Raw genomic sequence first — 24,061 nt, 5'->3', positions numbered from 1 at the left:
GCATCGTGGTTCTATCGGCACAGAAGGGAACAAGCGGCCGAATCCATCTCAACTCGGTGCGCTGCGAGCGAGCTTAGTCCGACCGGATCAACCCCGAGTCATATTCAGCAAGGCCCTGAAATCACCCTCGGACAGGAATACACTCGCTCCCATTTGCACGCTCGGTGGCTGTTCGCATACATGGAGCAATGGCGTCCGCGCGCCCGAACACCCCCTGGAACGCAGTAAGCGGGCCCACCTGAACACCAGGTGGGCCCGCCGATGGATCTCCCTCTTGCGCTCCGGGTCCGGCTATCCGACCGAGGAGTAGGCGACGACTCCTCGCCGCACCGCGTCAACCGCCTTCCGCGCATTGCGCCCGACCGAGGAACCCTCGGGAGCGGCCGCCGCGACCTGTCCGAGCACATCGATCACCTGCTTGCACCAGCGCACGAAGTCGCCCGCGGGCATCTCGGCCTCGCGCAGCACCTCGTCGAGCCCCTTCCCGGAGGCCCACTGGTACGCGACCCAGGCGAAGCCGAGATCGGGCTCGCGCTGACCGACGCCCTCGGCCTGGTTGATCCGGAACTCCTCCTCCAGGGCGTCGAGCCGGCCCCAGATCCGCACCATCTCGCCGAGCGCCGCCTTCGCCCGGCCCGAGGGCAGCTTGGGCGCCATCGCGTCGTCGGAGGCCCGCGCCTCGAACACCAACGCCGAGACGCACGCCGCGAGTTCGGCCGGGTCCAGGCCCTCCCAGACGCCGTCCCGCAGGCACTCACTGGCGAGCAGGTCGAGCTCGCCGTAGAGCCGGGCGAGCCGCTTGCCGTGCTCGGTGACCTCGTCGCCGCGCAGGTAGTCCATCTCCGTGAGGAGCTTGACGATCCGGTCGAAGGTCCGCGCGATCGTGTTCGTACGCCCCTCGATGCGCCGCTCCAGCTGCCCGGTGTCCCGCTTGAGCCGGTGGTAGCGCTCGGCCCACCGCGCGTGGTCCTCGCGGTCGGAGCAGCCGTGGCACGGGTGGGCCCGCAACTCGGCCCGCAGCCGCGAGATCTCCCGGTCGTCGGCGGCCACCGAGCGGGCCTTCTTGTGCCGGTCCGGCACGATGTGCCCGGCCTTGGTGCGCAGCGCGGACGCGAGGTCGCGCCGGGACTGCGGCGAGCGCGGGTTGAAGGACTTCGGGATCCGCATCCGCTCCAGGGCTTCCACGGGAACCGGGAAGTCGATGGAGGCGAGCCGCTTGACCTGCCGCTCGGCGGTCAGCACCAGCGGGCGCGGCCCGTCGTGGTGTTCGAAGCCGCGGTGCCCGTTGGACCGGCCCGCGGCCAGGCCCGGGTCGAGGACCAGTGCGAGACCGGCGAACTTGCCGGTCGGCACGTGGATGACGTCACCCGGCTTGAGCTTCTCCAGGGCGGCCGCCGCCTGCGCGCGCCGCTGCGCCGCGCCCTGCTTGGCCAACTCCGTCTCGCGGTCCTTGAGTTGGCGCCGCAGCCGCGCGTACTCGTCGAAGTCGCCGAGGTGGCAGGTCATGGACTCCTTGTAGCCCTCGAGACCCTCCTCGTTCTTCTGCACCTGCCGCGAGATCCCCACGACCGAGCGGTCCGCCTGGAACTGGGCGAAGGACGTCTCGAGCAGCTCCCTGGAGCGGTGCCGGCCGAACTGCTCGACCAGGTTGACCGCCATGTTGTACGACGGCTTGAAGCTCGACCGGAGCGGGTACGTGCGCGTACCGGCGAGGCCCGCCAGGTACTCGGGGCTGAAGCCGCGCTGCCACAGCACCACGGCGTGGCCCTCGACGTCGATGCCGCGTCGGCCGGCGCGGCCGGTCAGCTGGGTGTACTCGCCGGGCGTGATGTCGGCGTGCTGCTCGCCGTTCCACTTGACGAGCTTCTCCAGCACCACGGATCTCGCGGGCATGTTGATGCCGAGCGCGAGCGTCTCCGTGGCGAAGACCGCCTTCACGAGGCCGCGGACGAACAGCTCCTCGACGACCTCCTTGAAGGTCGGCAGCATGCCCGCGTGGTGCGCCGCGATACCGCGCTCCAGGCCTTCGAGCCACTCGAAGTAGCCGAGGACGTGCAGGTCCTCGTCGGGAATCGCCGCGGTGCGCTCCTCGACTATGGCGCGCACCGTGGCCCGCGCCTCCTCGTCGTTGAGCCTGAGGCCCGCGTACAGGCACTGCTGGACCGCGGCCTCGCAGGCGGCGCGGCTGAAGATGAACGTGATGGCGGGCAGCAGGCCCTCGGAGTCGAGCCGCTCGATGACCTCGGGCCGGCCCGGCGTCCAGATCCGGGAGCGCTGTCTGCGCTCCCGCTCGCGGTCGGCCTCGCGCATGTGCCGCCCGCGTCTGCGGTCCTGGTACGAGGGGCGGCTGGCCTCCATCCGCGCCATCCGCGTGAGGTCGGGGTTGACGGCCTTCTTGCTGCCCTCGCCCTCCTCGAAGAGGTCGTACATCCGGCGCCCGGCGAGCACGTGCTGGAACAGCGGCACGGGACGGTGCTCGGAGACGATCACCTCGGTGTCGCCGCGCACGGTGTCGAGCCAGTCGCCGAACTCCTCGGCGTTCGACACCGTCGCCGACAGGGAGACGAGCGTGACGGACTCCTGGAGGTGGATGATCACCTCTTCCCAGACGGCGCCGCGGAAGCGGTCGGAGAGGTAGTGCACCTCGTCCATGACCACGTAACCGAGGTTGACCAGCGCCTGCGACCCCGCGTACAGCATGTTCCGCAGCACCTCGGTGGTCATCACGACCACCGGCGCGTCGCTGTTCACACTGTTGTCGCCGGTGAGCAGTCCGACCTTGTCGGCGCCGTAGCGCTTCGCGAGGTCCTGGTACTTCTGGTTCGACAGCGCCTTGATCGGCGTCGTGTAGAAACACTTCTTGCCCTGCTGGAGGGCGAGGTGGACGGCGAACTCGCCGACGATCGTTTTCCCGGAGCCGGTGGGCGCCGCGACCAGGACGCCCTTGCCCGCCTCCAGCGCCTGGCACGCCTCGATCTGGAAGGGGTCGAGGCCGAAGTCGTACATCTCGCGGAAGGACGCGAGTGCGGTGGCCTGCTCGGCGGCCCGCTTACGGGCTGCCGCATACCGCTCGGCCGGTGAGAGGTCCTCTGTCATCGTGCTTTCCAGCCTACCGACGACCACTGACATCGGACGATCATTATCCGGTACGGCCTCCGGTGAGGATCCGCACCGCCCCGGGCACGCACTCCGCGACCAGCGGCAACGCGCCGACCGGCTCCCCGTCCGCGTATCCGGTGATGTCCTCGGCGGCCAGCTCGACGCGCGCGGCGCGGTGGACACTCACCGCCGGATGGTCGAGATGGGTCCCCTTGTAGACCCGCGGGAACACCCGCAGCAGCGTCGCCCGGGAGCAGTCCCCGACCACGGTCACGTCGAAGAGTCCGTCGCTCAGGTCGGCGTCCGCGCAGATCCGCATGCCTCCGCCGTACGAGGTGCCGTTGCCGACGGCGATCAGGGTAGCGGGGACCTCGCGCACGGAGCCGTCGTCGAGGGTGAGCCGGAACGGCACGGCCTTGAAGGTGGCCAGTTCCCGTGCGATCGCCAGGTCGTACTTGAAGCGGCCGAGCGGCAGCCGCATCCGGTTGCCGCGGTCGTTGACGCGGGAGTCGAAGCCGGAGGCGAGCACGGTGCCGAACCAGTGGTCGCCGATCCGGCCGAGGTCGACCTCGCGGACGAGGGCGCCCTTCAGCGCGTCGGCGACGAGTCTCCCGGCCGCGGCCGGGTCGCGTATCGGCAGCCCGAGGGCGCGGGCGAAGTCGTTGCCGGTGCCGACGGCGACGATCCCGAGCGGGGTGTCGGTCCCGGCGACGGCCTGGAGCGCGAGGTTCACGAGGCCGTCCCCGCCGACGGCCACCAGCGCCCCGGTGCCCTCGGCCACCGCGGCACGCGCGCGTGCGAGAGCGTCGGCGGCGTCCTCGCCGACGACGGTGCGCACCTGGAAACCGGCCGCCCGCAAAGCGGAAGCGGCCGGCTGCGCAGCCTGTGCGCCCCGGCCGCGCCCCGCGGTGGGATTGACGAAGAGGGTGATCTCACTGCTCACGGGCGGACCCTAACAAGTGGCCCGCCGTGAGCTGGAGTTACCTCAGGTCACATCGTCGTAACCGTTGATCCGCTCGGTCCGGGTCGCCCCGTCGGAGTTGGCCTGCTCGGGCAGCGCCCGGCTCGCGGAGACGGGCTCGATCTCGCCGACGGCCTCGGGCGTCAGATCGAGCTCGGAGGCCTCGTCGTCGGCGGGCCCGCTCGCCTCGACCAGCCGCCTGCGCCGGTCGTTGAGCAGCGAGAACACCACCGCTCCGAAGTAGAGGACCCAGATCGGGCCGGCGAGCGCCAGCATGGTCAGCGGGTCCGTGCTCGGCGTCGCGACGGCGGCGAACACGGTGATGCCCATGATCATCGCGCGCCACCAGCCGAGCATCCGCTTGCCGGTGATCGCCCCGATCAGGTTGAGGAAGATGAGCAGCAGCGGCAGCTCGAAGGAGAGGCCGAAGACGAGCACCATGCGCAGCACGAGGTCGAGCAGGTCGTCCAGCGGCAGCAGGTTCTGCGCGTTGCCCGGAGTGAACTCGATGAGGACCTTCGCCGTCGTCGGCAGCACGGAGTAGGCGAAGTAGGCGCCGGCCACGAAGAGCGGGGCACCCGTGCCCACGAACGCGTACGCGTACTTCTTCTCGTGCTTGTGCAGTCCGGGGGCCACGAAGCCCCAGAGCTGGTACAGCCAGACCGGCGAGGCGGCCACGACACCGGCCATCAACGACACCTTCAGCGCCAGCGTGAAGGGGGTCAGCAGACCGTTGAGGGTGATCTGGGCGCAGGGCTTGTCCGACGTGGACTTGGCCAGCTCCGAGAACGACTGCTCACAGCCGACCGAGTCGAGGATCGGCCGGGTGATCAGGTTGATGATGTCGTTGTAGAAGAACGCGGCGACGACCGTGATCGCGACGATGGCCAGGAGCGCCTTCGCGAGCCGGTTGCGGAGCTCACGCAGGTGCTCCGCGAGCGGCATCCGCCCCTCGGGATCCTTCTCCTGTTTGCGGGCAGACTTGAGCAACCCACGTCCTCATCTCGTGCGGCAGGCCGCCGTGCAGGGGCGGCCTTCGATCAGCTCTTGGTCGTCTGGTTCGTCTGCTCGTTCACGGGGCGCGAGCTCGTCACGTCGCCGGGGGCCGCCTGGATGGTGCGCGGGGCCTGGCCGTCCTGCTGCGGCGGGTCGGAGGGCGCGGCGGACTTGTCGCCGCCCTCGCTCTTCATGGCCTTGGCCTCGCTCTTGAGGATGCGGGCCGACTTGCCCAGCGAGCGCGCCATGTCGGGAAGCTTCTTCGCGCCGAACAGCAGAATGACCACTACGAGGATCAGGATGATCTCGGGTGCACCGAGCCTTCCGAACATATCCGTTTACCTTCTCACTGAGGCGGCAGGGGGCGGGGCTGCCGGTACCGATCGGACTCGGACTGTTGTCCGACCACCGTGCTGGCAGCGATCGTATCCCGTGGGGGTAAACACGAGGCAATGCCCGTGCATACACCCAATTGCGACCCGCGCCTCACTACTGGGTCGCGTAAGGGAGGGTACCCGCCGAGTCCGTGAAGCGGACAGACCACGGAAGTAAAGCGCTTTCCATCCTGTCCGCGCAGCGGTCCACGGAGCGTCAGACGACGTCGCCGCCTGCCTTCGCGACCCCCACCGCGGCCCGCTCGAGATCCTCGGCCGCGCGGTTGATCCGCTGTGTGGTGTCGGCGACTTGACGTCCGAGGCGCTGCGCCTCGACGAAGACCCGCGCCGCGAGGACCGCCAGCACGGCGAGCCCCACGAATCCCACAGCAACCGCCAGCATCGCCCAGAACATGCGCCGAGCCTAGACGGTCTGGTGCAGGCGCAGGGTGCTGACCCCGCCCCCGGTGAGGAGTTCGACGATGCGCTCACCGGCGGGCTTGCGCACCGACGTGCCGCACTCGGGGCAGGTGAACGAGTAGAACGTGGTGCGGTGACTGGCACCGATCGCCAACCGGATCGCGGACGCGGCCAGTTCGAAGCGGGCGCGGCAGTCGGGGCAGGCGGCCTTGAAGACAACGGGCACCGCGGCGGTCGCCCCGGCGATCTCAGTGAAACCGGCCACACCGGTCATGTCGCACACCTCACACCTTTTGTCTGTTCTGCACCGTACGTCGTGATGGTTCGCCGGGACTCCGGAGCGGCGTCCAACTCCCTCACGCCGCCCCGTCGTACGCCGCCAGCGCCTCGCGCGCCGCGTCCCGCGCGCTGCTCGCCAGCTCGGCGGGCGCCACGATGTGCCCGTCCCGGCCGAGCCGCAGCGCGAGCCTGCGCAGTGAGGACGGGTCCGGCGTACGCAGCGTGATGCGCAGCCCACCGTCCGGCAGTTCCTCGGCGCTGTCGTGCGGGTAGTACTCGGCCACCCAGCGCCCGCCCGGACCCACCTCGACGACCACTTCGGGGTCCTCGGCGGCGGGCTGCACGAGCCCTTCGGACAGGTCCCGCAGTTCGACCTCCGGCGGCGCCGACGGCTCGTCCAGGACCTTGATCTCGGCGACCCGGTCGAGCCGGAACGTCCGCCGCGCCTCCGACCGGCGGCACCACGCCTCCACGTAGGTGTGGCCGACGGAGACGAGCCGGATCGGGTCGATCTCCCGCTCGGTCACCTCGTCGCGCGCGGGCGAGTAGTACCGGATCCACAGCCGGCGCCGCTCCGAGATCGCCCGGTCGACGTCCGCGAAGACGCCGCCCTCCGACTCGAAGGTGACGCTCAGGCGCGCGCTGGCCCCGGCCACCTCACCGGCCGCCGCCTCCAGCTTCGCGGTCGCCCGCAGCAGCGCCAGCCGGTCGCTCTCGCGCAGCCCCGGCAGCGTGGCCACCGCGCGCGCGGCGACCAGCAGCGCGGTCGCCTCGTCGGCCGCGATCCGCAGCGGCTCGGCGACGTCGTCCGGGTTGTGCCACCAGATGCGGTCGCCGTCGGTGTCGATGTCGAGCAGGTCGCCGCCGCGGAAGCTCGTCCCGCACAGCGGCAGCACGTCGAGGTCGGAGATCAGCTCGTCCTGCGTGATGCCGAAGGCCCGCGCGACGTCCTCCACGCGCGCGCCGGGGCGCTCGCGCAGATACGTCACCAGGGACAGCATCCGCCGGGTCTGGTCAATGGCGTTGGCAGCCATGTGTGTACGTACTCCCCCTCAGCCCTTGGCCACCGCGCGCAGCCGGTCCACGACGTCCGCCCGCAGCTCGGCGGGCTCCAGCACCACCACGTCCGGGCCGAACTCCACGAGCCAGGCGTCGAGCCCGTGCCCGTACGGGATCTCCACCTCGTCCCAGCCGTCGCCCAGCTCGCGCACGGAGGCGGCCTTGGCGCGCAGCGGATAGCCGGCACCCGCCCGCAGCTTGATCAACGCGGACCGGTCGGCGGTCTCCCCCGCCCAGCCCGCCACGGTCTCCCGCACCGTCACCACGTCCGGCACGGGCGCCTTGAACTGTCCGGCGCGCGAGCGCACCTTGCCGGTGATCCGGGACAGCCGGAACACCCGCTCGGCCTGCCGGTCGCGGTCGAAGCCCGCGAGGTACCAGTGGCCGCGCCAGCACTCCAGGGCCCACGGCTCCACGTGCCGCTGCTCGGGGCGGGCCGCCGTGGCCTTGCGGTAGTCGAAGACGACGGGGCGCCGGTCGCGGCAGGCCAGCATCAGCGGCTCGAACGACGCCTCGTGCGCGGGAATCCGCGGCTCCAGCGCGCCATGACTCCCGTACGGGTCCACGTCCTCGGGCATCCCGGCGGCGCGCAGCTTCTGGAGCGCGCCGGACGCGGCGCCGGCGAGGCGGGCCTGCTGCCAGACCTTCGCGGCGAGGCCGAGGGCGGCGGCCTCCTCGGCGTCGAGGGTGACGGGCGGCAGGCGGTTGCTGTCGCGGCGGGCCAGATAGCCGACCTCGCCGTCCAGGTTCTCCACGGTCTCGATGACCAGGCCGAGTTCGCGCAGGTCGTCCTTGTCGCGCTCGAACATCCGGTTGAAGGAGTCGTCGCTGCCCGCTTCGAGGTAGGCCTCAATGGAACCGCGCAGCTCGCGCTTGCTCAGCGGACGTCGCGTTCCCAGCAGACACAGCGCCAGATTCATCAGCCGCTCGGCCTTGGCAATCGCCATCGACGCCCTTTCCTCATATGACTCCCGACGGACGACCGTACCGCTCGGGCGTGTCCTGGCAAAAGCCGAAGGCCCATGCCAGACGGCATGGGCCTTCGGTTGACCGCTCGCGGTCGGAGTGTGACTGGCTCAGACGCCCATCAGGTCACACACGAAGATCAGCGTCTCACCGGGGGCGATGCGGCCGCCACCGGCGCCCTTGTCGCCGTACGCGAGGTGCGCCGGGATGGTCAGCTCGCGACGGCCGCCGACCTTCATGCCCTGCACGCCCTGGTCCCAGCCGGAGATGACCTGACCGGCACCGAGCTGGAACTCCAGCGGCTTGCCCCGGTTCCAGGAGGCGTCGAACTCCTCGCCCGTGGAGAAGGAGACGCCCACGTAGTGGACCTTCACGAAGTCGCCGGCCTTGGCCTCGGCGCCGTCGCCCTCCCAGAGGTCCTTGATCTGAAGGTCCGCCGGCGGGTCACCGATCGGGAAGTCGACCTCGGGCTTGTCAATGCTCACGTGAAGTGCTCCTGCTTACTTGACTGCTCTGCAACCGGGACAGTCTGCCATCTTCCGCAGCTCGGTGCCGGACGGCTCAGTGCGCGGCGAGGATGTCCACCGTGAAGACCAGCGTCGAGTTGGCCGGCAGCGTCTTGCCCTGGGCCTTCTTGCCGTACGCCTGGTCCGGCGGGATCACCAGCAGGACGCGGTCACCGACGTGCTTGCCGATGAGCCCGTTGTCCCAGCCCTTGATGACGGCGCCCGCGCCGATCTGCGTCGTGAACGGCTGACCGCTCTTCCAGGACGAGTCGAACAGCTCGGCCTTCTTCTTGCCCTCGTTGATCTTCCAGGCGGCACCGCTGTACTGCATGGTGACCGTCTGGCCCTTCTTGACCTCGTCGCCCTTGCCCTGGATCAGGACCTTGTCGACCAGCTCCTTCGGCGGGTCGCTCTTCGGGATCGAGATCGTCGCCGGCTCCTCCTTGTCGGCCTGGATCTGCGGCAGGTCCGACGGGATGGAGGCCTGGTCGCCCTCGGCCTTCTTCGGGATGACCTCGCCGACGTCCACGGCGAAGACGAGCGTGTCCGTGCCCTTGATGCCGACCTGCTGGTTGCCCTGGCTGCCGAAGCCCGCGGCCGGGGGCGCCACGACGAGGACCCGGCTGCCCTCCTTCTGCCCGAGCACCGCCTGCGCGAACGCCGGGAGCTGGCCCTCCGCGCCGGCCGTCACCATCTGGTCGCCGCCGCCCTGGGAGCCGTACGTGGAACCGAGGTCCTTGGCGCCCTTCCAAACCTTGCCGGTGAAGTTCATCGACACCAGGTCGTTCTTCTTCACCGTCGCGCCGTCGCCCTCGGACACCGTGTGCACGACGAACTTGTCGCTCGGGTCGCCCTTGGGCAGGGAGATCTTCGCCTGCTTTCCGTACGCGCCCGAGACCTTCGGCATCGGATCGGCGGTGTCGACCGCCTTCGGCACCGCGGCCGCCTTCGGCGAGGAGGACGAGGAGTCCGCCTTGTCAGCCGAATCCTTCTTGCCGTCGTCGCTGCCGCAGGCGGTCGCGGTCAGCGCCAGTGCCGGCACGATCAGTAGAGCTGCAAGTCGGCGTCGCACAATGGTCCTCAAGTCGCTCGAATACGGTCCGGCCACTCTAGGCCCTCGCTCGACTTTTCCAAGGGACAGCCAGGGGCCTCGTACGAATGATTCGTACGAGGCCCCTGCCCGGATTGCTCACCGTGTCCGGCCGCATACCGGCCCTTACATACCGGCGATCAACTTCTCCACCCGGTCGTCAACGCTGCGGAACGGGTCCTTGCACAGCACCGTGCGCTGCGCCTGGTCGTTCAGCTTCAGATGCACCCAGTCGACCGTGAAGTCACGGCGCTGTTCCTGGGCCCGGCGGATGAAGTCGCCGCGCAGCCTCGCGCGCGTGGTCTGCGGCGGCACCGATTTGCCCTCGAAGATCTTCAGGTCGTTGCAGATCCGGGCGGCCTGTCCCTTCTTCTCCAGGAGGTAGTAGAGACCGCGCTGCCGGTGGATGTCGTGGTACGCGAGGTCTATCTGCGCGACCCTCGGGTGCGACATCGTCATGTTGTGCTTCGCGCGGTAACGCTCGATGAGCTTGTACTTCATGACCCAGTCGATCTCGGTGCCGACCCGGTCGAGGTCCTCGCTCTCGATGGCGTCGAGCGTGCGGCCCCACAGCTCCAGGACCTGCTCGACGGTGCCGGTGCGGATGCCGCGGCGCTCGCAGAAGTCCACGGCCTTCTCGTAGTACTCGCGCTGCACCTCGAGGGCCGAGGCCTCCCGGCCACTGGCCAGGCGCACCTTGCGGCGGCCCGTGATGTCGTGGCTCACCTCGCGGATCGCCCGGATCGGGTTCTCCAGGGTGAGGTCGCGCATCACCGTGCCCGCCTCGATCATGCGCAGCACCAGATCGGTGGCGCCGACCTTCAGGAGCATCGTCGTCTCGGACATGTTCGAGTCGCCGACGATGACGTGCAGACGCCGGTAGCGCTCCGCGTCCGCGTGCGGCTCGTCCCTGGTGTTGATGATCGGCCGGGAACGCGTCGTCGCGGAGCTGACGCCCTCCCAGATGTGCTCGGCCCGCTGGCTCACGCAGTACACGGCACCGCGCGGGGTCTGCAGCACCTTGCCCGCACCGCACAGCAACTGCCTGGTGACCAGGAAGGGGATGAGAATGTCCGCGAGCCGGGAGAACTCCCCGTGCCGCGCCACCAAGTAGTTCTCATGGCAGCCGTAGGAGTTTCCAGCCGAGTCGGTGTTGTTCTTGAACAGGTATACGTCGCCTGCGATTCCCTCCTCGTGCAGGCGGCGTTCGGCGTCGACGAGCAGGCCTTCCAGAATGCGCTCGCCTGCCTTGTCGTGCGTGACCAGCTCGGTCACGTTGTCGCATTCGGGAGTTGCGTATTCCGGATGCGACCCGACATCGAGGTAAAGGCGGGCGCCGTTCCGCAGAAAGACATTGCTGCTGCGGCCCCATGACACGACACGGCGGAAGAGGTACCGCGCCACCTCGTCAGGAGACAGGCGGCGCTGTCCCCTGAACGTGCATGTGACGCCGTACTCGTTCTCCAGCCCGAAAATGCGGCGGTCCATGACTGAACATTACGCCCGATCCCCCGAGCTGAAACGGGGTTCGGCAGCACGGTTTGGATCATTTTCCGACGAGCGCGCGACACGCCCGGACGTGCGCGGCTCTCCCAGGACCCGACCCGTTGAAACCAGCACGACCAGCGCGACCGCTCCGCTGACGGCCGGCACGGTGAATCCCCACCGCGTGCCGGCCCACTCGACGACCGGCCCCGCCACCGCCGTTCCCACGCTGGAGCCGACCATGAACGTCGTCACGAGCCACGAGAACGCCTCCGTCACCGTGCCGCGCGGCGCGTGCCGGTCCACCACGATGAACGCGCACGCGATGGACGGCGCCAGGAACACCCCGGCCACCACCGTCAGCGCCACCATCGCCACCGGCCCCGGCATCAGCGTCAACGGCACGTAGAACAGGGCCAGAAGAGCGACCAGCCACCGAAGACGCGTCTCCGGCGCGCCACTCCACTGCCGCGCCCCGTAGACCCCGCCGCCCACCAGCGCGCCCAGCCCGATCGCCGCCATCAGCCAGCCGTACACGGCGTCCCCGCCCCGGCCTTCCGCGTACGACATCGCCGCCACCGTGATCGAACCCAGCGCGATCCCGATGAACAGGAACGCGGCCAGCAGGGCCAGCAGCCCCGGCGAACGCAGCGCGCCCAGCCAGTGCGCCTCGCGCGGCGCCGAGCGCCACGCGCGCGAAGGCTTCGACAGGACCACCGAGAGCGCGCCGAGCACCCCGATCACGTTCAGCACCACGAGCGCCGCCTGCGGCGACCACAGCGCCACGCACAACGTCACCAGCAACGGCCCGACGGTGAACATGACTTCCTGCGCGATCGCGTCCATCGCATACGCCGTGTGCACCTGCTCCTCGCGCGGCAGCACACTCGGCCACAGCGCCCGCAGCCCGCCCTCCAGCGGCGGCGTGAACAGACCGGCCAGCGCCATCGCCGCGTACGCCACCGGCAGCGAATCCGTGCCGACGAGGGCGAAGACCGTCATGGCCAGCGCCGACAGGACCGCCGCGGGCAGCTGCACCTTCGGCTGCCCGCGCAGATCGACCAGCCGCCCGAGCACCGGCTGCCCGATCGCGTTCGCCACCCCGTAGACCGCCGCGAGCGCGCCCGCGAGGCTGTACGTGCCGCCCTCGGCGCGGATGAACAGCACGACGGCGATCGGAGCGGTGGCATTGGGCAGCCGCCCCACCAGCGTCCCGGTCAGCAGCCGCATCGCGTGCCGCGCCCTGAGGATCTCCGCATAGCCCGCCGCCATGGACCCGCCCCCGCCCTGAAGTTTTACGTATAACGTCGAGGCGTTATACGTACCACGTGCCCGGCCGACAGAGCCACCCGATAACGTCGAACACCTTGGCACCACACCCACGGAGGCACCAGTGACCAGCGGCCCGGACGGCACCACCACCGCCCGCCCCACCAGCAGGGACGTCGCCCGCGCGGCCGGCGTCTCGCAGGCCGCCGTCTCCCTCGTCATGGGCGACAAATGGCGCGGACGCGTCTCCGAACCCACCGCCGAGCGCGTCCGCACCGCGGCCCGGCGCCTCGGCTACCGGCCCAACCTCGCCGCCCGCAACCTGCGCACCGGCCGCACCCGCACCGCCCTCCTCGTCGTCCCCGCACTCACCAACGAGTTCTTCGCCGGCGTCTACACCGGAGCCGCCCGCGTCGCCGCCCAGCACGACTTCGGCGTCGTCCTCTACCCCTCACCCGACGGCATCGGCCCCGCCCGCGACCCCTTCCCCTCCGCGCGCGCCGCCCTCGACGGCATCCTCGCCTCCTCCATGGCCGCCGACGCCCTCACCGCCCTGCGCGGCGATGACGACCTCCCCCTCGTCATGCTCGACAGCGACCCCACCGGCAGCCCCGGCGCCACCACCGTCAACCTCGACCTCGCCGACGGCATCCGGCAGATCACCGACCACCTGCTCCGCCTCGGCCACCGCGACTTCCTGCACCTCGCCTCCGCCGTCCCCTCCTGGACCTTCGACGTCCGCGCCCGCGAACTCGCCGCCCGCACCGCCCGACACCCCGGCACCACCGTGCGCACCGTCCGCTCCGCCCTCACGATCGAGGACGCCGTCGCCGCCACCGAACGCGCCCTGCGCACCTCCGGCCTCACCGAACCCACCGCCATCGTCTGCGACGACGACAAACTCGCCGCAGGCGCCTACAAGGCCGCCCGCCGCATGGGCCTGCGCATCCCCGACCACCTCTCCGTCACCGGCTTCGACGACCTCTCCCTCGCCACCGCCGTCGAACCCGAACTCACCACCGTGCGCCTGCCGGCCGAGGACTTCGGCGAGCACGGGATGCGCGCCCTCCTCGCCGTCCTCGACGGCCGGGCGCCCGAAACCGCCCCGCTGCCCGTCCGGTTCATCGTCCGCGGCTCCACCGGGCCCGCGACGCCCCGCTCCTGACACACGTGTGCCCCGGCCGGTCGGTGGACCGGTCGGGGCACACACACCTCGAACCGCGCGCTACTTGTCCTCGGACGGGCCCTCGTCGTCGGACACCGCCTCCGACTCGGCCTCCGTCGTCGCCGCGGCACCCTCGGCCGTGAGCAGCCGCGACAGCTGCCGCCCCGCGATCCGCTTGAACTTCCGCTGCTGCGGCCGCGTACGGTCCAGGACCGCCACCTCCAGGCGCTCCGCGGGAATCTCCCGCTCACCCCCATTGGTGTCCCGCGACAGCGCCGTCACGGCCAGCTTCAGCGCCTCGGACAGCGTCATACCGTCCTGGTGCCGCTGGTCGAGATAGCTGCTGATCTGCTCCGCGTTGCCACCGACCGCCACCGAGCCGTGCTCGTCGACGATCGAACCGTCGTGCGGCAGCCGATAGATCTGGTCGCCCTCGGCCGACTGACCGACCTCGGCGACCACCAGCTCCACCTCGTACGGCTTCTCCCCAGCGCTCGAGAAGATCGTGCCCAGCGTCTGCGCGTACACGTTCGCCAGCCCACGAGCCGTCACATCGTCACGGTCGTACGTGTATCCGCGCAGATCCGCGTAGCGCACACCGCCGATCCGCAGGTTCTCGTACTCGTTGTACTTGCCGGCGGCCGCGAAGCCGATCCGGTCGTAGATCTCGCTGAACTTGTGCAGGGCACGGGACGGGTTCTCGCCGACGAACACGATGCCGTCGGCGTACTGCAGCACCACAAGGCTGCGACCGCGAGCGATGCCCTTGCGCGCGTACTCCGCGCGGTCGGCCATCGCCTGCTGGGGTGAGACATAGAACGGCGTCGACACCGGCTATCCGTCCCTTTCTGTCAGTGGCTCGATGAGTAGGCAACAGGGAGTCGGGCGACTCAGAGCAGAGCGGCCCGCGGACCGTCCGGCTGCTGCAGACGCCGCTCCAGGATCGCGCGGGCGATCTCCGACGACTCGTCGTCCGACAGCCGGCGGAAGCCGTCCTCCGTGATCACCGTGACGATCGGGAAGATCCGCCGCGCCATGTCGGGACCACCCGTCGCCGAGTCGTCGTCCGCCGCGTCGTACAGCGCCTGCACGACCAGCGTCGTCGCCTGCTCCTCCGACAGATCGTCGCGGTAGAGCTTCTTCATCGCTCCCCGCGCGAACACCGAACCGGAACCCGTGGCGGCGAAGCCGTGCTCCTCGCTGCGGCCACCCGTGACGTCGTACGAGAAGATCCGGCCCTTCTCGCGATCCACGTCGTAGCCCGCGAACAGCGGCACCACGGCCAGTCCCTGCATGGCCATCCCCAGATTCGACCGGATCATGGTCGACAACCGGTTCGCCTTGCCCTCCAGCGACAGCTGCGCACCCTCGACCTTCTCGAAGTGCTCCAGCTCCAACTGGAAGAGCTTCACCATCTCGACGGCCAGACCGGCGGTGCCGGCGATGCCGACGGCCGAGTACTCGTCCGCCGGGAAGACCTTCTCGATGTCGCGCTGCGCGATCACATTGCCCATGGTCGCCCGCCGGTCACCGGCGAGGACGACTCCGCCGGGGAACGTGGTGGCCACGATGGTCGTGCCGTGCGGGGCCTCGACCACGCCCTGCGTCGGCGGCAACTGCCGGTTCCCCGGCAGGATTTCGGGCTGATGCTCGGACAGGAAGTCCATGAACGAGGACGATCCAGGCGTCAGGAAGGCAGCCGGTAGACGCCCGGTGCTACGAGGGTTGGCTTCCACGCGTTTCCTTCCACGTATGCTGCGGCCCGCCGTATGGCATCAGGCCGGTCCTTGAACTGCCCCAGGGCTGCATTGCAGCTGAAGCACAGTACGCCACGGACCCTACCCGTCTCGTGGCAGTGATCCACATGTTCGGCCGGAGCATCCAGACAGATACAGCAAACACCCTGCTGCTCCTGGATCAACTCGTCCAACTCCGTGGGCGTGAGGCCGTACTTACGCTTGAAGTAGCCGACCCGATTGCGTTCGGCCCGGCAGTTTCGGCAGTAGCTCGACCAACCGTCCGAGGATGACCTGTTGCGCTCCCACTCGGCGTGAGGCTTTACAGCCTCGCACTGAGGGCACCGCTTATGGCCGGGCGGCACCGCGACTTTCACGCGCACTTTCTTGCCCTTGGCCTCCTGACGCTGCCGGTAGTACTCGGCGGAGCACTCCCGGCAGTACGCCTGAAGACCATCGGGCATGGCCTTGTTACTGGCGAACGCGGTGCGCGGCAACGGTTCCTTGCATCGCGAACAGCGTCTCAGCTCCGAGGCTTCCACGGTTCTCGCTCGACCTTCGATTCGAAGGAAAAAGCGGCCTACTGGCCACCTTTCTGCACGAAGGACCTCACGAAATCCTCAGCATTCTCTTCGAGCACATCATCGATCTCGTCCAGAACCGAGTCGACGTCGTCGCTCAGCTTCTCCTGGCGCTCCTTGAGGTCCTCGGTCGACTGCTCGTCGACCGACTGCTCCTCGACCTCCTCGGTGGAGCGCGTCGCCTTCTGCTGTCCGCCGCCGGTGTCCTTGGTTGCCATGTCCAGCTCACCCCGCTCGGTTCGAGATAAACAGCTCGTTCGTGATCAGAACCCTACGCGTCGGCTCTGACATCGGCCCCGCACTTTGTGCAACGTGCGGGGCCCACCTCTGTGATTCCCCTGCCGCCGGCTTTTCAGCCCCGGATCGGTGACCGATCAGCCGCGGATCAGTTGCCGGAGAGCACCCTGACCAGATCCTCCGCCGTACGGCACCTGTCCAGGAGCTCCTTCACGTGGTTGCGCGTTCCGCGAAGGGGCTCCAGGGTGGGCACGCGCTGGAGCGAGTCCCGGCCGGGGAGGTCGAAGATGACCGAGTCCCAGGAGGCCGCCGCGACGTCGTCCGCGTACTGCTCCAGGCAGCGCCCGCGGAAGTACGCGCGGGTGTCCTCAGGCGGCTTGGTACGGGCGTTCTCGACCTCGGTCTCGTCCAGGAGGCGCTTCATCTTCCCGCGGGCCGTCAGACGGTTGTAGAGGCCCTTCTCGGCCCGTACGTCGGCGTACTGGAGGTCGAGGAGGTGGAGCTTCGCGGCGTCCCATTCGAGGTTGTCACGGCGCCGGTAGCCCTCCATGAGTTCACGCTTGGTGACCCAGTCGAGTTCCCCGGACAGGCTCATGGGGTCGGACTCCAGGCGGCCGAGCACGTCCTCCCAGCGGCTGAGCACGTCCTTGGTCTGGTCGTCCGCGTCGGCGCCGAAGCGCTCCTCCACGTACTTCCTGGCGAGTTCGAAGTACTCCATCTGGAGCTGTACCGCCGTGAGCGTGCGGCCGCTGCGGAGGGTGATCAGATGCTGGAGCGACGGGTCGTGGGAGACCTGGTGGAGGGTGCGGACGGGCTGGTCCACGGCCAGGTCGACCGCGATGAAACCATCTTCGATCATGGACAGGACGAGTGACGTGGTGCCGAGCTTGAGGTAGGTCGAGATCTCGGAGAGGTTCGCGTCACCGATGATCACGTGCAGCCGGCGGTACTTCTCGGCGTCCGCGTGGGGCTCGTCGCGCGTGTTGATGATCGGGCGCTTGAGCGTCGTCTCGAGGCCCACCTCGACCTCGAAGTAGTCGGCGCGCTGGCTGAGCTGGAAGCCGTGCTCGTGGCCGTCCTGGCCGATGCCGACGCGGCCGGCTCCGGTGACGACCTGGCGCGAGACGAAGAACGGGGTCAGGTGGCGCACGATGTCCGAGAAGGGGGTCTCCCGCTTCATCAGGTAGTTCTCGTGCGTGCCGTAGGAGGCGCCCTTGTTGTCGGTGTTGTTCTTGTAGAGGTGGATGGGCTGGGCGCCGGGCAGCTGGGCCGCCCGCTCCGCGGCCTCGGCCATGATGCGCTCGCCGGCCTTGTCCCAGAGCACGGCGTCGCGAGGGTTGGTGACCTCCGGGGCGCTGTACTCGGGGTGTGCGTGGTCGACGTAGAGGCGCGCTCCGTTGGTGAGGATGACATTGGCCAGGCCGATGTCCTCGTCGGTGAGCTGGCTGGAGTCGGCGGCCTCGCGTGCGAGGTCGAAGCCTCGCGCGTCGCGCAGCGGGTTCTCTTCCTCGAAGTCCCAGCGGGCCCTGCGAGCCCGGTGCATCGCCGCGGCGTAGGCATTGACGATCTGGGACGAGGTGAGCATGGCATTGGCGTTGGGGTGGCCGGGGACGGAGATTCCGTACTCCGTCTCGATGCCCATTACTCGCCGTACGGTCATGCGGCCCTCCTTGCCCGGCAGCGCCCTCGGTCGGGGGCGTCGCTCAAGTACCGCTGGTTCTCCGGTGCGTGTGCGGTGCCCGTCCCCGCACTGCGCGACTCGGCGGCATGGAAGAGCCTAGAACGCCTTTGCGCTGGTGGGGAGATCATTTGCGTCATTGGATTCGCTCCGCTTTCGAGCGGTTGCTCACGTGGTCGGTTCCTGTGGTGGTGCCGCAAAACAGTCGGCTGCGGGTACCCGCTTCGGGCACCCGCAGCCACCCTGTCTTTTACAGGTACTGACCGGTGTTCGCCACCGTGTCGATGGAGCGTCCGGTGTCCGCGCCCTGCTTTCCGGTGACAAGGGTGCGGATGTAGACGATCCGCTCGCCCTTCTTGCCGGAGATTCGGGCCCAGTCGTCGGGGTTGGTGGTGTTGGGCAGGTCCTCGTTCTCCTTGAACTCGTCGATGCAAGCCTGGAGGAGGTGGGAGACCCTGAGGCCCTTCTGGTTCTGGTCGAGGAAGGCCTTGATGGCCATCTTCTTGGCGCGGCCGACGATGTTCTCGATCATTGCGCCGGAGTTGAAGTCCTTGAAGTACAGGACTTCCTTGTCGCCATTCGCGTACGTCACCTCAAGGAAGCGGTTCTCCTCGGATTCGGCGTACATGTGCTCCACGGCCGTCTGGATCATGGCGTGGACGGTGGCGGACTTGTCGTTGCTGTGCTCGTCGAGGTCGTCGAGGTGCAGCGGCAGGCGCTCGGTGAGGTACTTGCCGAAGATGTCCTTGGCGGCTTCGGCGTCCGGGCGCTCGATCTTGATCTTCACGTCGAGCCGGCCGGGGCGCAGGATGGCGGGGTCGATCATGTCCTCGCGGTTGGAGGCACCGATCACCACCACGTTCTGCAGGCCTTCGACGCCGTCGATCTCGGCGAGCAGCTGCGGGACGATGGTGTTCTCCACGTCCGAGCTGACGCCGGAGCCGCGGGTGCGGAAGAGGGATTCCATCTCGTCGAAGAAGACGATGACGGGGGTGCCCTCGCTGGCCTTCTCGCGGGCGCGCTGGAAGACGAGGCGGATCTGCCGCTCGGTCTCACCGACGTACTTGTTGAGAAGTTCCGGGCCCTTGATGTTCAGGAAGTAGCTCTTGCCCTGGGCCACTCCGGTCACTTCCGCGACCTTCTTGGCGAGGGAGTTGGCCACTGCCTTGGCGATCAGGGTCTTACCGCATCCGGGGGGCCCGTAGAGCAGGACGCCCTTGGGCGGCCGCAGTTCGTGCTCCCTGTAGAGGTCCGGGTAGAGGTAGGGCAGTTCGACCGCGTCGCGGATCAGCTCGATCTGGTTGCCCAGGCCGCCGATCTGCTCGTAGCCGATGTCCGGGACCTCTTCGAGGACGAGTTCTTCTACTTCGCTCTTCGGTACGACTTCGTAGACATAGCCGGATCGGGGTTCGAGCAGGAGGGCGTCGCCGGGGCGGATGGTGACGTCCAGCAGCGGCTCGGCGAGCCGTACCACCCGTTCCTCGTCGGTGTGCCCGACCACGAGGGCTCGATCGCCGTCCTCGAGGATTTCCTTGAGGGTGACGATGTCGCCGACGCTCTCGAACTCCATGGCTTCGACCACGTTGAGCGCTTCGTTGAGCATGAGTTCCTGGCCGCGTCGGAGCTCTTCGAGTTCGACGCTTGGGCTCACGTTCACACGGAGTTTGCGGCCGCCTGTGAAGATGTCTGCGGTGCCGTCCTCATTCGCCGAGAGGAAGACACCGAAGCCGGCCGGTGGTTGTGCGAGTCGGTCGACTTCTTCCTTGAGGGCCACGATTTGGTCGCGGGCCTCTCGGAGTGTGTTGGCGAGCCGCTCGTTCTGCGCGGACACGCCGGCCAGGTTGGTCTGCAACTCGACGATCCGCTCTTCGAGAATCCTCGTATGACGCGGAGAGTCGGCGAGCTTGCGCCGCAGGACGGCGATTTCCTGCTCGAGATAGGCAACCTGCCCGGCCGGGTCCTCGGACCCTCGTCCCGGGCGGATGCCGCGGTTGATGTCGTCGTCGTGGGCTGCCACGGTCCTCACCTCCTCCAAGGGGAGCTGGACGCTTCCAGACCCTACCTGGGCGGGTGTCGATTGAAACCCCTAGATCAAAAAGACGATGGGGGTGTGTCCGATCTTCACCCTTGCGCTCTCCCTCACGCCAGGGGAATACCCACCCAACAACATCGGAAAGCGGCCGGTTGTAGGGTCGAAGCGTTCAACACCCGTCAGGCTTGGCCCGACTTGCTCCTTTGAAGGGGCCTTTCGGGGGCCGCGACGCAGGAAACGGCAGGAGACATGACCGTGCAGCAAGAGGCCGGATCCGGCACCGCGAACAGCGTTCCGCTGGAGGTGTGGATCGACCAGGATCTGTGCACCGGGGACGGGATCTGCGCGCAGTACGCTCCCGAGGTCTTCGAGCTGGACATCGACGGTCTGGCGTATGTGAAGAGCGCGGACGACGAGCTGCTTCAGGACGTGGGTGCGTCAACGCCCGTTCCGCTTCCGCTTCTCACCGATGTGGTGGCTTCGGCGAAGGAGTGTCCGGGCGACTGCATCCATGTGCGTCGGGTTTCGGACAGGGTCGAGGTGTACGGGCCGGACGCGGAGTGAAAATTTCGTGACACAGAGCGCTCGGCGGTGACTGAGCGTGTGCGATCGGGCCCCGTTCGCCGGTTCTCCGGCGGGCGGGGCCCGATGTCGTACGGGTCAGGCGGCGCGGGCCTCGGAGGGGGTGGAGCGGACGAACGCCCCGTTCCGCCACTGCCATTTGGCCTTCTCGTGCACGTCCGGGCGGTAGCGCGGGACGGAGTCCGAGGAGTAGCCCTCGAGGCCGGCGAGGACGGCCCCGTCCTGTATGGCGAGGGTGGTCGCGGAGTAGTTGTCCTTGGGGGCGACGAGGGTGGCCACGACCCGGGGCTCGGCGCCGGCGGGCTGCGTGACCACGTAGATGCCGCTGGGCGGGGTGCCGACGCCGGCGTCGCAGCGGACGACGGCGACCGTCTCGGGGCGCCCGTCCCCGTCCAGGTCCCCGGCCGCCTTCTTCATGACGACGGCCTTGACCGGCCCGCAGTCGAGCGGGAAGCGGACGTCGGCCGGGTCGGGCGGGGCGACGGCCGCGGGTTTGCCCGCGGGCGCCTTGGCGTGGACCTGCGCCGCGGTGGCGGAGTCCGGCTGGAGGAAGCCGGAGGCCGCGACGACGGCGGCGAGGGCGGCCGCGGTGGCCAGCCAGTGGACGGGCCGGGTGGTGGCGTGCGCCAGTTCCGGGATCGTCTGCCGGGGGGGCTGCTGCACGAGGAGCGTCTCCTGTGAGGGCTGTGCCGGTGGGGGTGGCCAGCATCGTGCCATACGTCACAGTGCGCGGGAACGGTGGGGCCCGTTCTTTCTCAGCTGGTACTTGGTCCTGGTGCTGCCGCTTCGTCAACGAACGGGCGCCGCCGTCGAGTTCCCGTAGGTGCGGGGGAACTCGACGGCGGCGCCGTCACGTTGTTCGGTGCTGCGGGCGGGTGGCCTCAGCGGCCGCGGTTGCCGCCGTCGGCGTTGGGGCCGTCGTAGTCCTCGCCGTAGGCGCCCTTGGCGGGGCGGCGGCGGCGCATGGGCGGCTCGACGCCGTCCGCGAGGCGGCGGGCGGTGAGCAGGAAGCCGGTGTGGCCGATCATCCGGTGGTCGGGGCGGACGGCGAGGCCCTCCACGTGCCAGTTGCGGATCATCGACTCCCAGGAGGTCGGCTCGTTGAAGCAGCCGATCTCGCGGATGGACTCGACGGTACGGGCGAGCTGCGTGGTGGTGGCCACGTAGCAGCACAGGATGCCGCCGGGGACGAGCGCCTTCTTGACGACGTCCAGGCACTCCCAGGGGGCGAGCATGTCGAGGATGACGCGGTCGACGTCGGTGTCCACCAGGTTGTCCTGGAGGTCGCCGACGGTGAGCTGCCAGGCGGGGTGGGGGCCGCCGAAGTAGCGCTCCACGTTGCCCTTGGCGATCTCGGCGAAGTCCTCGCGGCGCTCGTAGGAGTGCAGCATGCCCTCGTCGCCGATGGCGCGCAGCAGGAAGCTGCTCAGGGAGCCGGAGCCCACGCCCGCCTCCACGACGCGGGCGCCGGGGAAGATGTCGGCGAAGGCCAGGATCTGCCCCGCGTCCTTGGGGTAGACCACGGCGGCGCCGCGGGGCATGGACAGGACGTAGTCGGGGAGCAGGGGGCGCAGCGCGAGGTAGGCGACGTTTCCGGTGGTGCGGACAACGCTGCCCTCGGGTGCGCCGATCAGCTCGTCGTGCGGGAAGGAACCCTTGTGGGTGTGGAAGTTCTTTCCCTCTTCGAGCGTGAACGTGTAGTGGCGGCCCTTGGGGTCGGTCAGCTGAACCTGGTCCCCGACCTTGAAGGGCCCGCGCCTGCGGGCGGCACCGGTCGGTTCGGACATGTGAACAGCGTACCGGGCCCGGCGCGGGCCGCCGACCACGGTGCCGCTACGAGGGGCGGGCCATGGCCTTGACGAAGGCGCGCTCCACGTCGGCGGCGGAGAGGACTCCGTAGATGGCGCCGTTCTCCTCGACGACGAGGTATTCGGTGGCGGGGGTCGCGCGGAGGGTGTCGAGCAGTTCCTCGCCCGCGAGCTCGGCGGAGACGCGCATGCCGTCGGTGAGGTCCTGGGCGAGGCCGCTGACGGGGACCCAGGGGCGGCGGTGCTCGGGGACGCCGACGATGGCGGCCTCGCGTACGAGGGAGTGCGGTTCGCCGTCGGGGTCGACGACGACGAGGGCGCGGGCGCCCGCCTCGTTGGCCCGGCGCAGGGCTTCGGAGAGCGGGGTGTCGGGTTCGACGGGGACGGCGCGGCGGGTGAGGGTGCGGGCGCGCAGCTCCGGGAGGTGTTCGCGCAGTCGTGCCATGCGCAGGCTGTTGCCGGCGCCGGTCCAGATGATCGCGGCGAGGATGGCGGCGAGCAGGGCGTCCATGACGGTGTCCATGCCGCCGGTCTCTTCGGCGCCTTCGCCGAGGGCGCCGGACTGGGTGAGCAGGGGCAGGCCGATGAGGACGCTGATGGCGAGGGCGCGGCCGACCCAGGCGGCGGCGATGGTGCCGCTCATGGGCTTGCCGGTGATCTTCCAGACGACGGCGCGGAGCATGCGGCCGCCGTCGAGCGGGAGGCCGGGCAGGAGGTTGAACGCGGCGACGATCAGGTTGGAGATCATCAGGCCGGCGAGGAGCACGCCGGGGACGGTGCCCGGTTCGACGGCGCGCATGGCGACGTAGAAGACGCCGGACAGGACGAGGGAGAGCAGCGGGCCCACGAAGGCGAGCACGAACTCGCGGCCGGGGGTCTCGGACTCCTTCTCGATCTCGGAGACGCCGCCGAAGAACTGCAGCTGGATGCGGCGCACCGGCAGCTTGTAGCGCAGTGCGACGACGGTGTGGGCGAGTTCGTGGACGAGTACGGAGGCGTAGAAGGCGACCGCGAAGAAGAGGGAGACGAGGTAGCGGGCGGCGCCGAGTTCGGGCAGGACGCGGTCGAGCTGGCCGCCGAACACCCAGGTGATGAGTGCGGCGACGAGGAACCAGCTGGGCGCGACGTACACGGGGACGCCGAAGGGCCGCCCCATGAGGAGTCCGCCGCGCGGTTCGGGCCGCTTGGTGGGGCCCTTGCGGTTGCCGGAGGAGGCGGCGGCGCGCTCGGGGTGGCGGTCGTAGGGGTGCGCGGGCGGCACGTCGCGCGGCCCGGGGTCGCCCGGGGCGGGTCCGGTGTCCGGGGTGCCGGGCGGCTCCTGCTCGGAGCCGGGGCCGCTCGGGTCGGCACCCGCGTGCTTGCGCGGGTCCGGAGGCTGCTCGGCCCCCGGCTCGGGGCGGGTCTCCCCGGCCCGCGGTTGCGGCGTGCCACCCGGTTCGCGTGCTGCTTCCGGGGTGCCCGGCTCGTGGGCCTCACTGGTGTCGCGGGCTTGGGTCGCGTCCGGCTCGGCCGGGGCCGGCGGCCGGGGCGGCGTCGCCTCGCCGGTGCCGGAGTGCGGCTGCCCGCTCTCGTCCACGGTGATCCCTCGGTCCCCTCGTTCGAAGCGTCTCCCGCCGCCCGGCGGGACGTTCTGGCGTCGATGGTATGCGGACGGTGTCGGCCGACCCCCGTCGACTCCCCCGCGCCACGCTACGCAAGACGCCGGGGTGCGTGCAGCTGCCTGACTGTCAGTGCGGGC

Annotated in this window: 23 protein-coding genes; 2 read left to right on the top strand and 21 right to left on the bottom strand. The window is 69.5% G+C overall.

Going from position 1 to position 24,061, the window contains the following annotated elements; genetic code table 11:
• Positions 1-291: 291 nt before the first annotated feature.
• The 12 genes from ACYBSK_RS10725 to ACYBSK_RS10670 form a co-directional block, all read right to left on the bottom strand.
• On the bottom strand, positions 292-3,096 hold the full coding sequence (locus ACYBSK_RS10725; protein ID WP_457476668.1) for a DEAD/DEAH box helicase: 2,805 nt from the start codon (positions 3,094-3,096) through the stop codon (positions 292-294).
• A 43-nt stretch (positions 3,097-3,139) separates the two neighbouring features.
• A complete protein-coding gene (locus ACYBSK_RS10720; RefSeq protein WP_460245905.1) occupies positions 3,140-4,042 on the bottom strand; it encodes a diacylglycerol kinase in 903 nt (300 codons plus the stop codon).
• 42 nt (positions 4,043-4,084) lie between these two features.
• Complete coding sequence (gene tatC, locus ACYBSK_RS10715) at positions 4,085-5,050, bottom strand: twin-arginine translocase subunit TatC (protein WP_460245904.1); 966 nt, start codon at positions 5,048-5,050, stop codon at positions 4,085-4,087.
• Between the two features lie 50 nt (positions 5,051-5,100).
• Positions 5,101-5,388: a Sec-independent protein translocase subunit TatA gene (tatA, locus tag ACYBSK_RS10710; protein WP_457476665.1), complete on the bottom strand. Its 288-nt coding sequence runs from the start codon at positions 5,386-5,388 to the stop codon at positions 5,101-5,103.
• A 259-nt stretch (positions 5,389-5,647) separates the two neighbouring features.
• Positions 5,648-5,845, bottom strand: coding sequence for a G protein-coupled receptor family protein (locus tag ACYBSK_RS10705; protein ID WP_326019370.1), 198 nt, complete (start codon positions 5,843-5,845; stop codon positions 5,648-5,650).
• Positions 5,846-5,854: 9 nt separating this feature from the next.
• A complete protein-coding gene (locus tag ACYBSK_RS10700) occupies positions 5,855-6,124 on the bottom strand; it encodes a hypothetical protein (RefSeq protein WP_457476664.1) in 270 nt (89 codons plus the stop codon).
• Positions 6,125-6,206: 82 nt separating this feature from the next.
• On the bottom strand, positions 6,207-7,163 hold the full coding sequence (locus ACYBSK_RS10695; RefSeq protein WP_460245903.1) for a helix-turn-helix transcriptional regulator: 957 nt from the start codon (positions 7,161-7,163) through the stop codon (positions 6,207-6,209).
• Between the two features lie 18 nt (positions 7,164-7,181).
• Positions 7,182-8,135, bottom strand: coding sequence for a helix-turn-helix transcriptional regulator (locus ACYBSK_RS10690; RefSeq protein WP_457476662.1), 954 nt, complete (start codon positions 8,133-8,135; stop codon positions 7,182-7,184).
• A gap of 129 nt (positions 8,136-8,264) precedes the next feature.
• Positions 8,265-8,639: an FKBP-type peptidyl-prolyl cis-trans isomerase gene (locus ACYBSK_RS10685; RefSeq protein ID WP_457476661.1), complete on the bottom strand. Its 375-nt coding sequence runs from the start codon at positions 8,637-8,639 to the stop codon at positions 8,265-8,267.
• Between the two features lie 76 nt (positions 8,640-8,715).
• Positions 8,716-9,732: an FKBP-type peptidyl-prolyl cis-trans isomerase gene (locus tag ACYBSK_RS10680; protein ID WP_457476660.1), complete on the bottom strand. Its 1,017-nt coding sequence runs from the start codon at positions 9,730-9,732 to the stop codon at positions 8,716-8,718.
• Between the two features lie 144 nt (positions 9,733-9,876).
• Entirely contained in the window at positions 9,877-11,238 is a 1,362-nt protein-coding gene (gene pafA, locus ACYBSK_RS10675; protein ID WP_457476659.1) for a Pup--protein ligase, read from the bottom strand.
• Between the two features lie 9 nt (positions 11,239-11,247).
• Positions 11,248-12,507: an MFS transporter gene (locus ACYBSK_RS10670; protein WP_460245902.1), complete on the bottom strand. Its 1,260-nt coding sequence runs from the start codon at positions 12,505-12,507 to the stop codon at positions 11,248-11,250.
• Between the two features lie 121 nt (positions 12,508-12,628).
• Between ACYBSK_RS10670 and ACYBSK_RS10665 the strand changes: the two genes are divergently transcribed.
• The gene (locus tag ACYBSK_RS10665) at positions 12,629-13,669 is read left to right on the top strand and encodes a LacI family DNA-binding transcriptional regulator (protein WP_457476657.1); all 1,041 of its coding nucleotides are present in this window, start codon (positions 12,629-12,631) and stop codon (positions 13,667-13,669) included.
• 60 nt (positions 13,670-13,729) lie between these two features.
• Here ACYBSK_RS10665 and prcA read toward each other — a convergent pair whose 3' ends face one another.
• The 6 genes from prcA to arc all read right to left on the bottom strand — a co-directional run bounded on the left by prcA (position 13,730) and on the right by arc (position 19,918).
• Positions 13,730-14,500, bottom strand: a complete 771-nt coding sequence (gene prcA, locus ACYBSK_RS10660; RefSeq protein ID WP_457476656.1) for a proteasome subunit alpha — start codon at positions 14,498-14,500, stop codon at positions 13,730-13,732.
• Positions 14,501-14,559: 59 nt separating this feature from the next.
• Positions 14,560-15,405, bottom strand: coding sequence for a proteasome subunit beta (gene prcB / locus ACYBSK_RS10655; RefSeq protein WP_460245901.1), 846 nt, complete (start codon positions 15,403-15,405; stop codon positions 14,560-14,562).
• Complete coding sequence (locus ACYBSK_RS10650; RefSeq protein WP_460246998.1) at positions 15,357-15,869, bottom strand: endonuclease VII domain-containing protein; 513 nt, start codon at positions 15,867-15,869, stop codon at positions 15,357-15,359. The genes prcB and ACYBSK_RS10650 overlap by 49 nt, the downstream gene beginning before the upstream one ends.
• A gap of 116 nt (positions 15,870-15,985) precedes the next feature.
• The gene (locus ACYBSK_RS10645; protein ID WP_457476653.1) at positions 15,986-16,204 is read right to left on the bottom strand and encodes a ubiquitin-like protein Pup; all 219 of its coding nucleotides are present in this window, start codon (positions 16,202-16,204) and stop codon (positions 15,986-15,988) included.
• A 167-nt stretch (positions 16,205-16,371) separates the two neighbouring features.
• Positions 16,372-17,883 carry a depupylase/deamidase Dop gene (dop, locus tag ACYBSK_RS10640; protein ID WP_457476652.1) on the bottom strand — a complete coding sequence of 504 codons (1,512 nt, stop codon included), beginning with the start codon at positions 17,881-17,883 and terminating at the stop codon, positions 16,372-16,374.
• A gap of 268 nt (positions 17,884-18,151) precedes the next feature.
• Positions 18,152-19,918: a proteasome ATPase gene (gene arc / locus ACYBSK_RS10635; RefSeq protein ID WP_457476651.1), complete on the bottom strand. Its 1,767-nt coding sequence runs from the start codon at positions 19,916-19,918 to the stop codon at positions 18,152-18,154.
• A gap of 264 nt (positions 19,919-20,182) precedes the next feature.
• On the opposite strand from arc, the gene ACYBSK_RS10630 reads away from it, so the two are divergent.
• Positions 20,183-20,497 carry a ferredoxin gene (locus ACYBSK_RS10630; protein WP_457476650.1) on the top strand — a complete coding sequence of 105 codons (315 nt, stop codon included), beginning with the start codon at positions 20,183-20,185 and terminating at the stop codon, positions 20,495-20,497.
• Positions 20,498-20,593: 96 nt separating this feature from the next.
• Here the strand turns inward: ACYBSK_RS10630 and ACYBSK_RS10625 are convergent, their stop codons facing one another.
• From ACYBSK_RS10625 to ACYBSK_RS10615, 3 genes are all read right to left on the bottom strand, one after another.
• Positions 20,594-21,178 carry a hypothetical protein gene (locus ACYBSK_RS10625; protein ID WP_460245900.1) on the bottom strand — a complete coding sequence of 195 codons (585 nt, stop codon included), beginning with the start codon at positions 21,176-21,178 and terminating at the stop codon, positions 20,594-20,596.
• A gap of 218 nt (positions 21,179-21,396) precedes the next feature.
• The gene (locus tag ACYBSK_RS10620; protein WP_457476648.1) at positions 21,397-22,302 is read right to left on the bottom strand and encodes a tRNA (adenine-N1)-methyltransferase; all 906 of its coding nucleotides are present in this window, start codon (positions 22,300-22,302) and stop codon (positions 21,397-21,399) included.
• A 46-nt stretch (positions 22,303-22,348) separates the two neighbouring features.
• Positions 22,349-23,899, bottom strand: coding sequence for a site-2 protease family protein (locus ACYBSK_RS10615; protein WP_460245899.1), 1,551 nt, complete (start codon positions 23,897-23,899; stop codon positions 22,349-22,351).
• Positions 23,900-24,061: the final 162 nt, after the last annotated feature.

This window comes from Streptomyces sp. BYX5S, assembly GCF_054724165.1.
The sequence above is the reverse complement of the archived record's forward strand: the minus strand, read 5'-3'. Positions and strand labels throughout refer to the sequence as shown.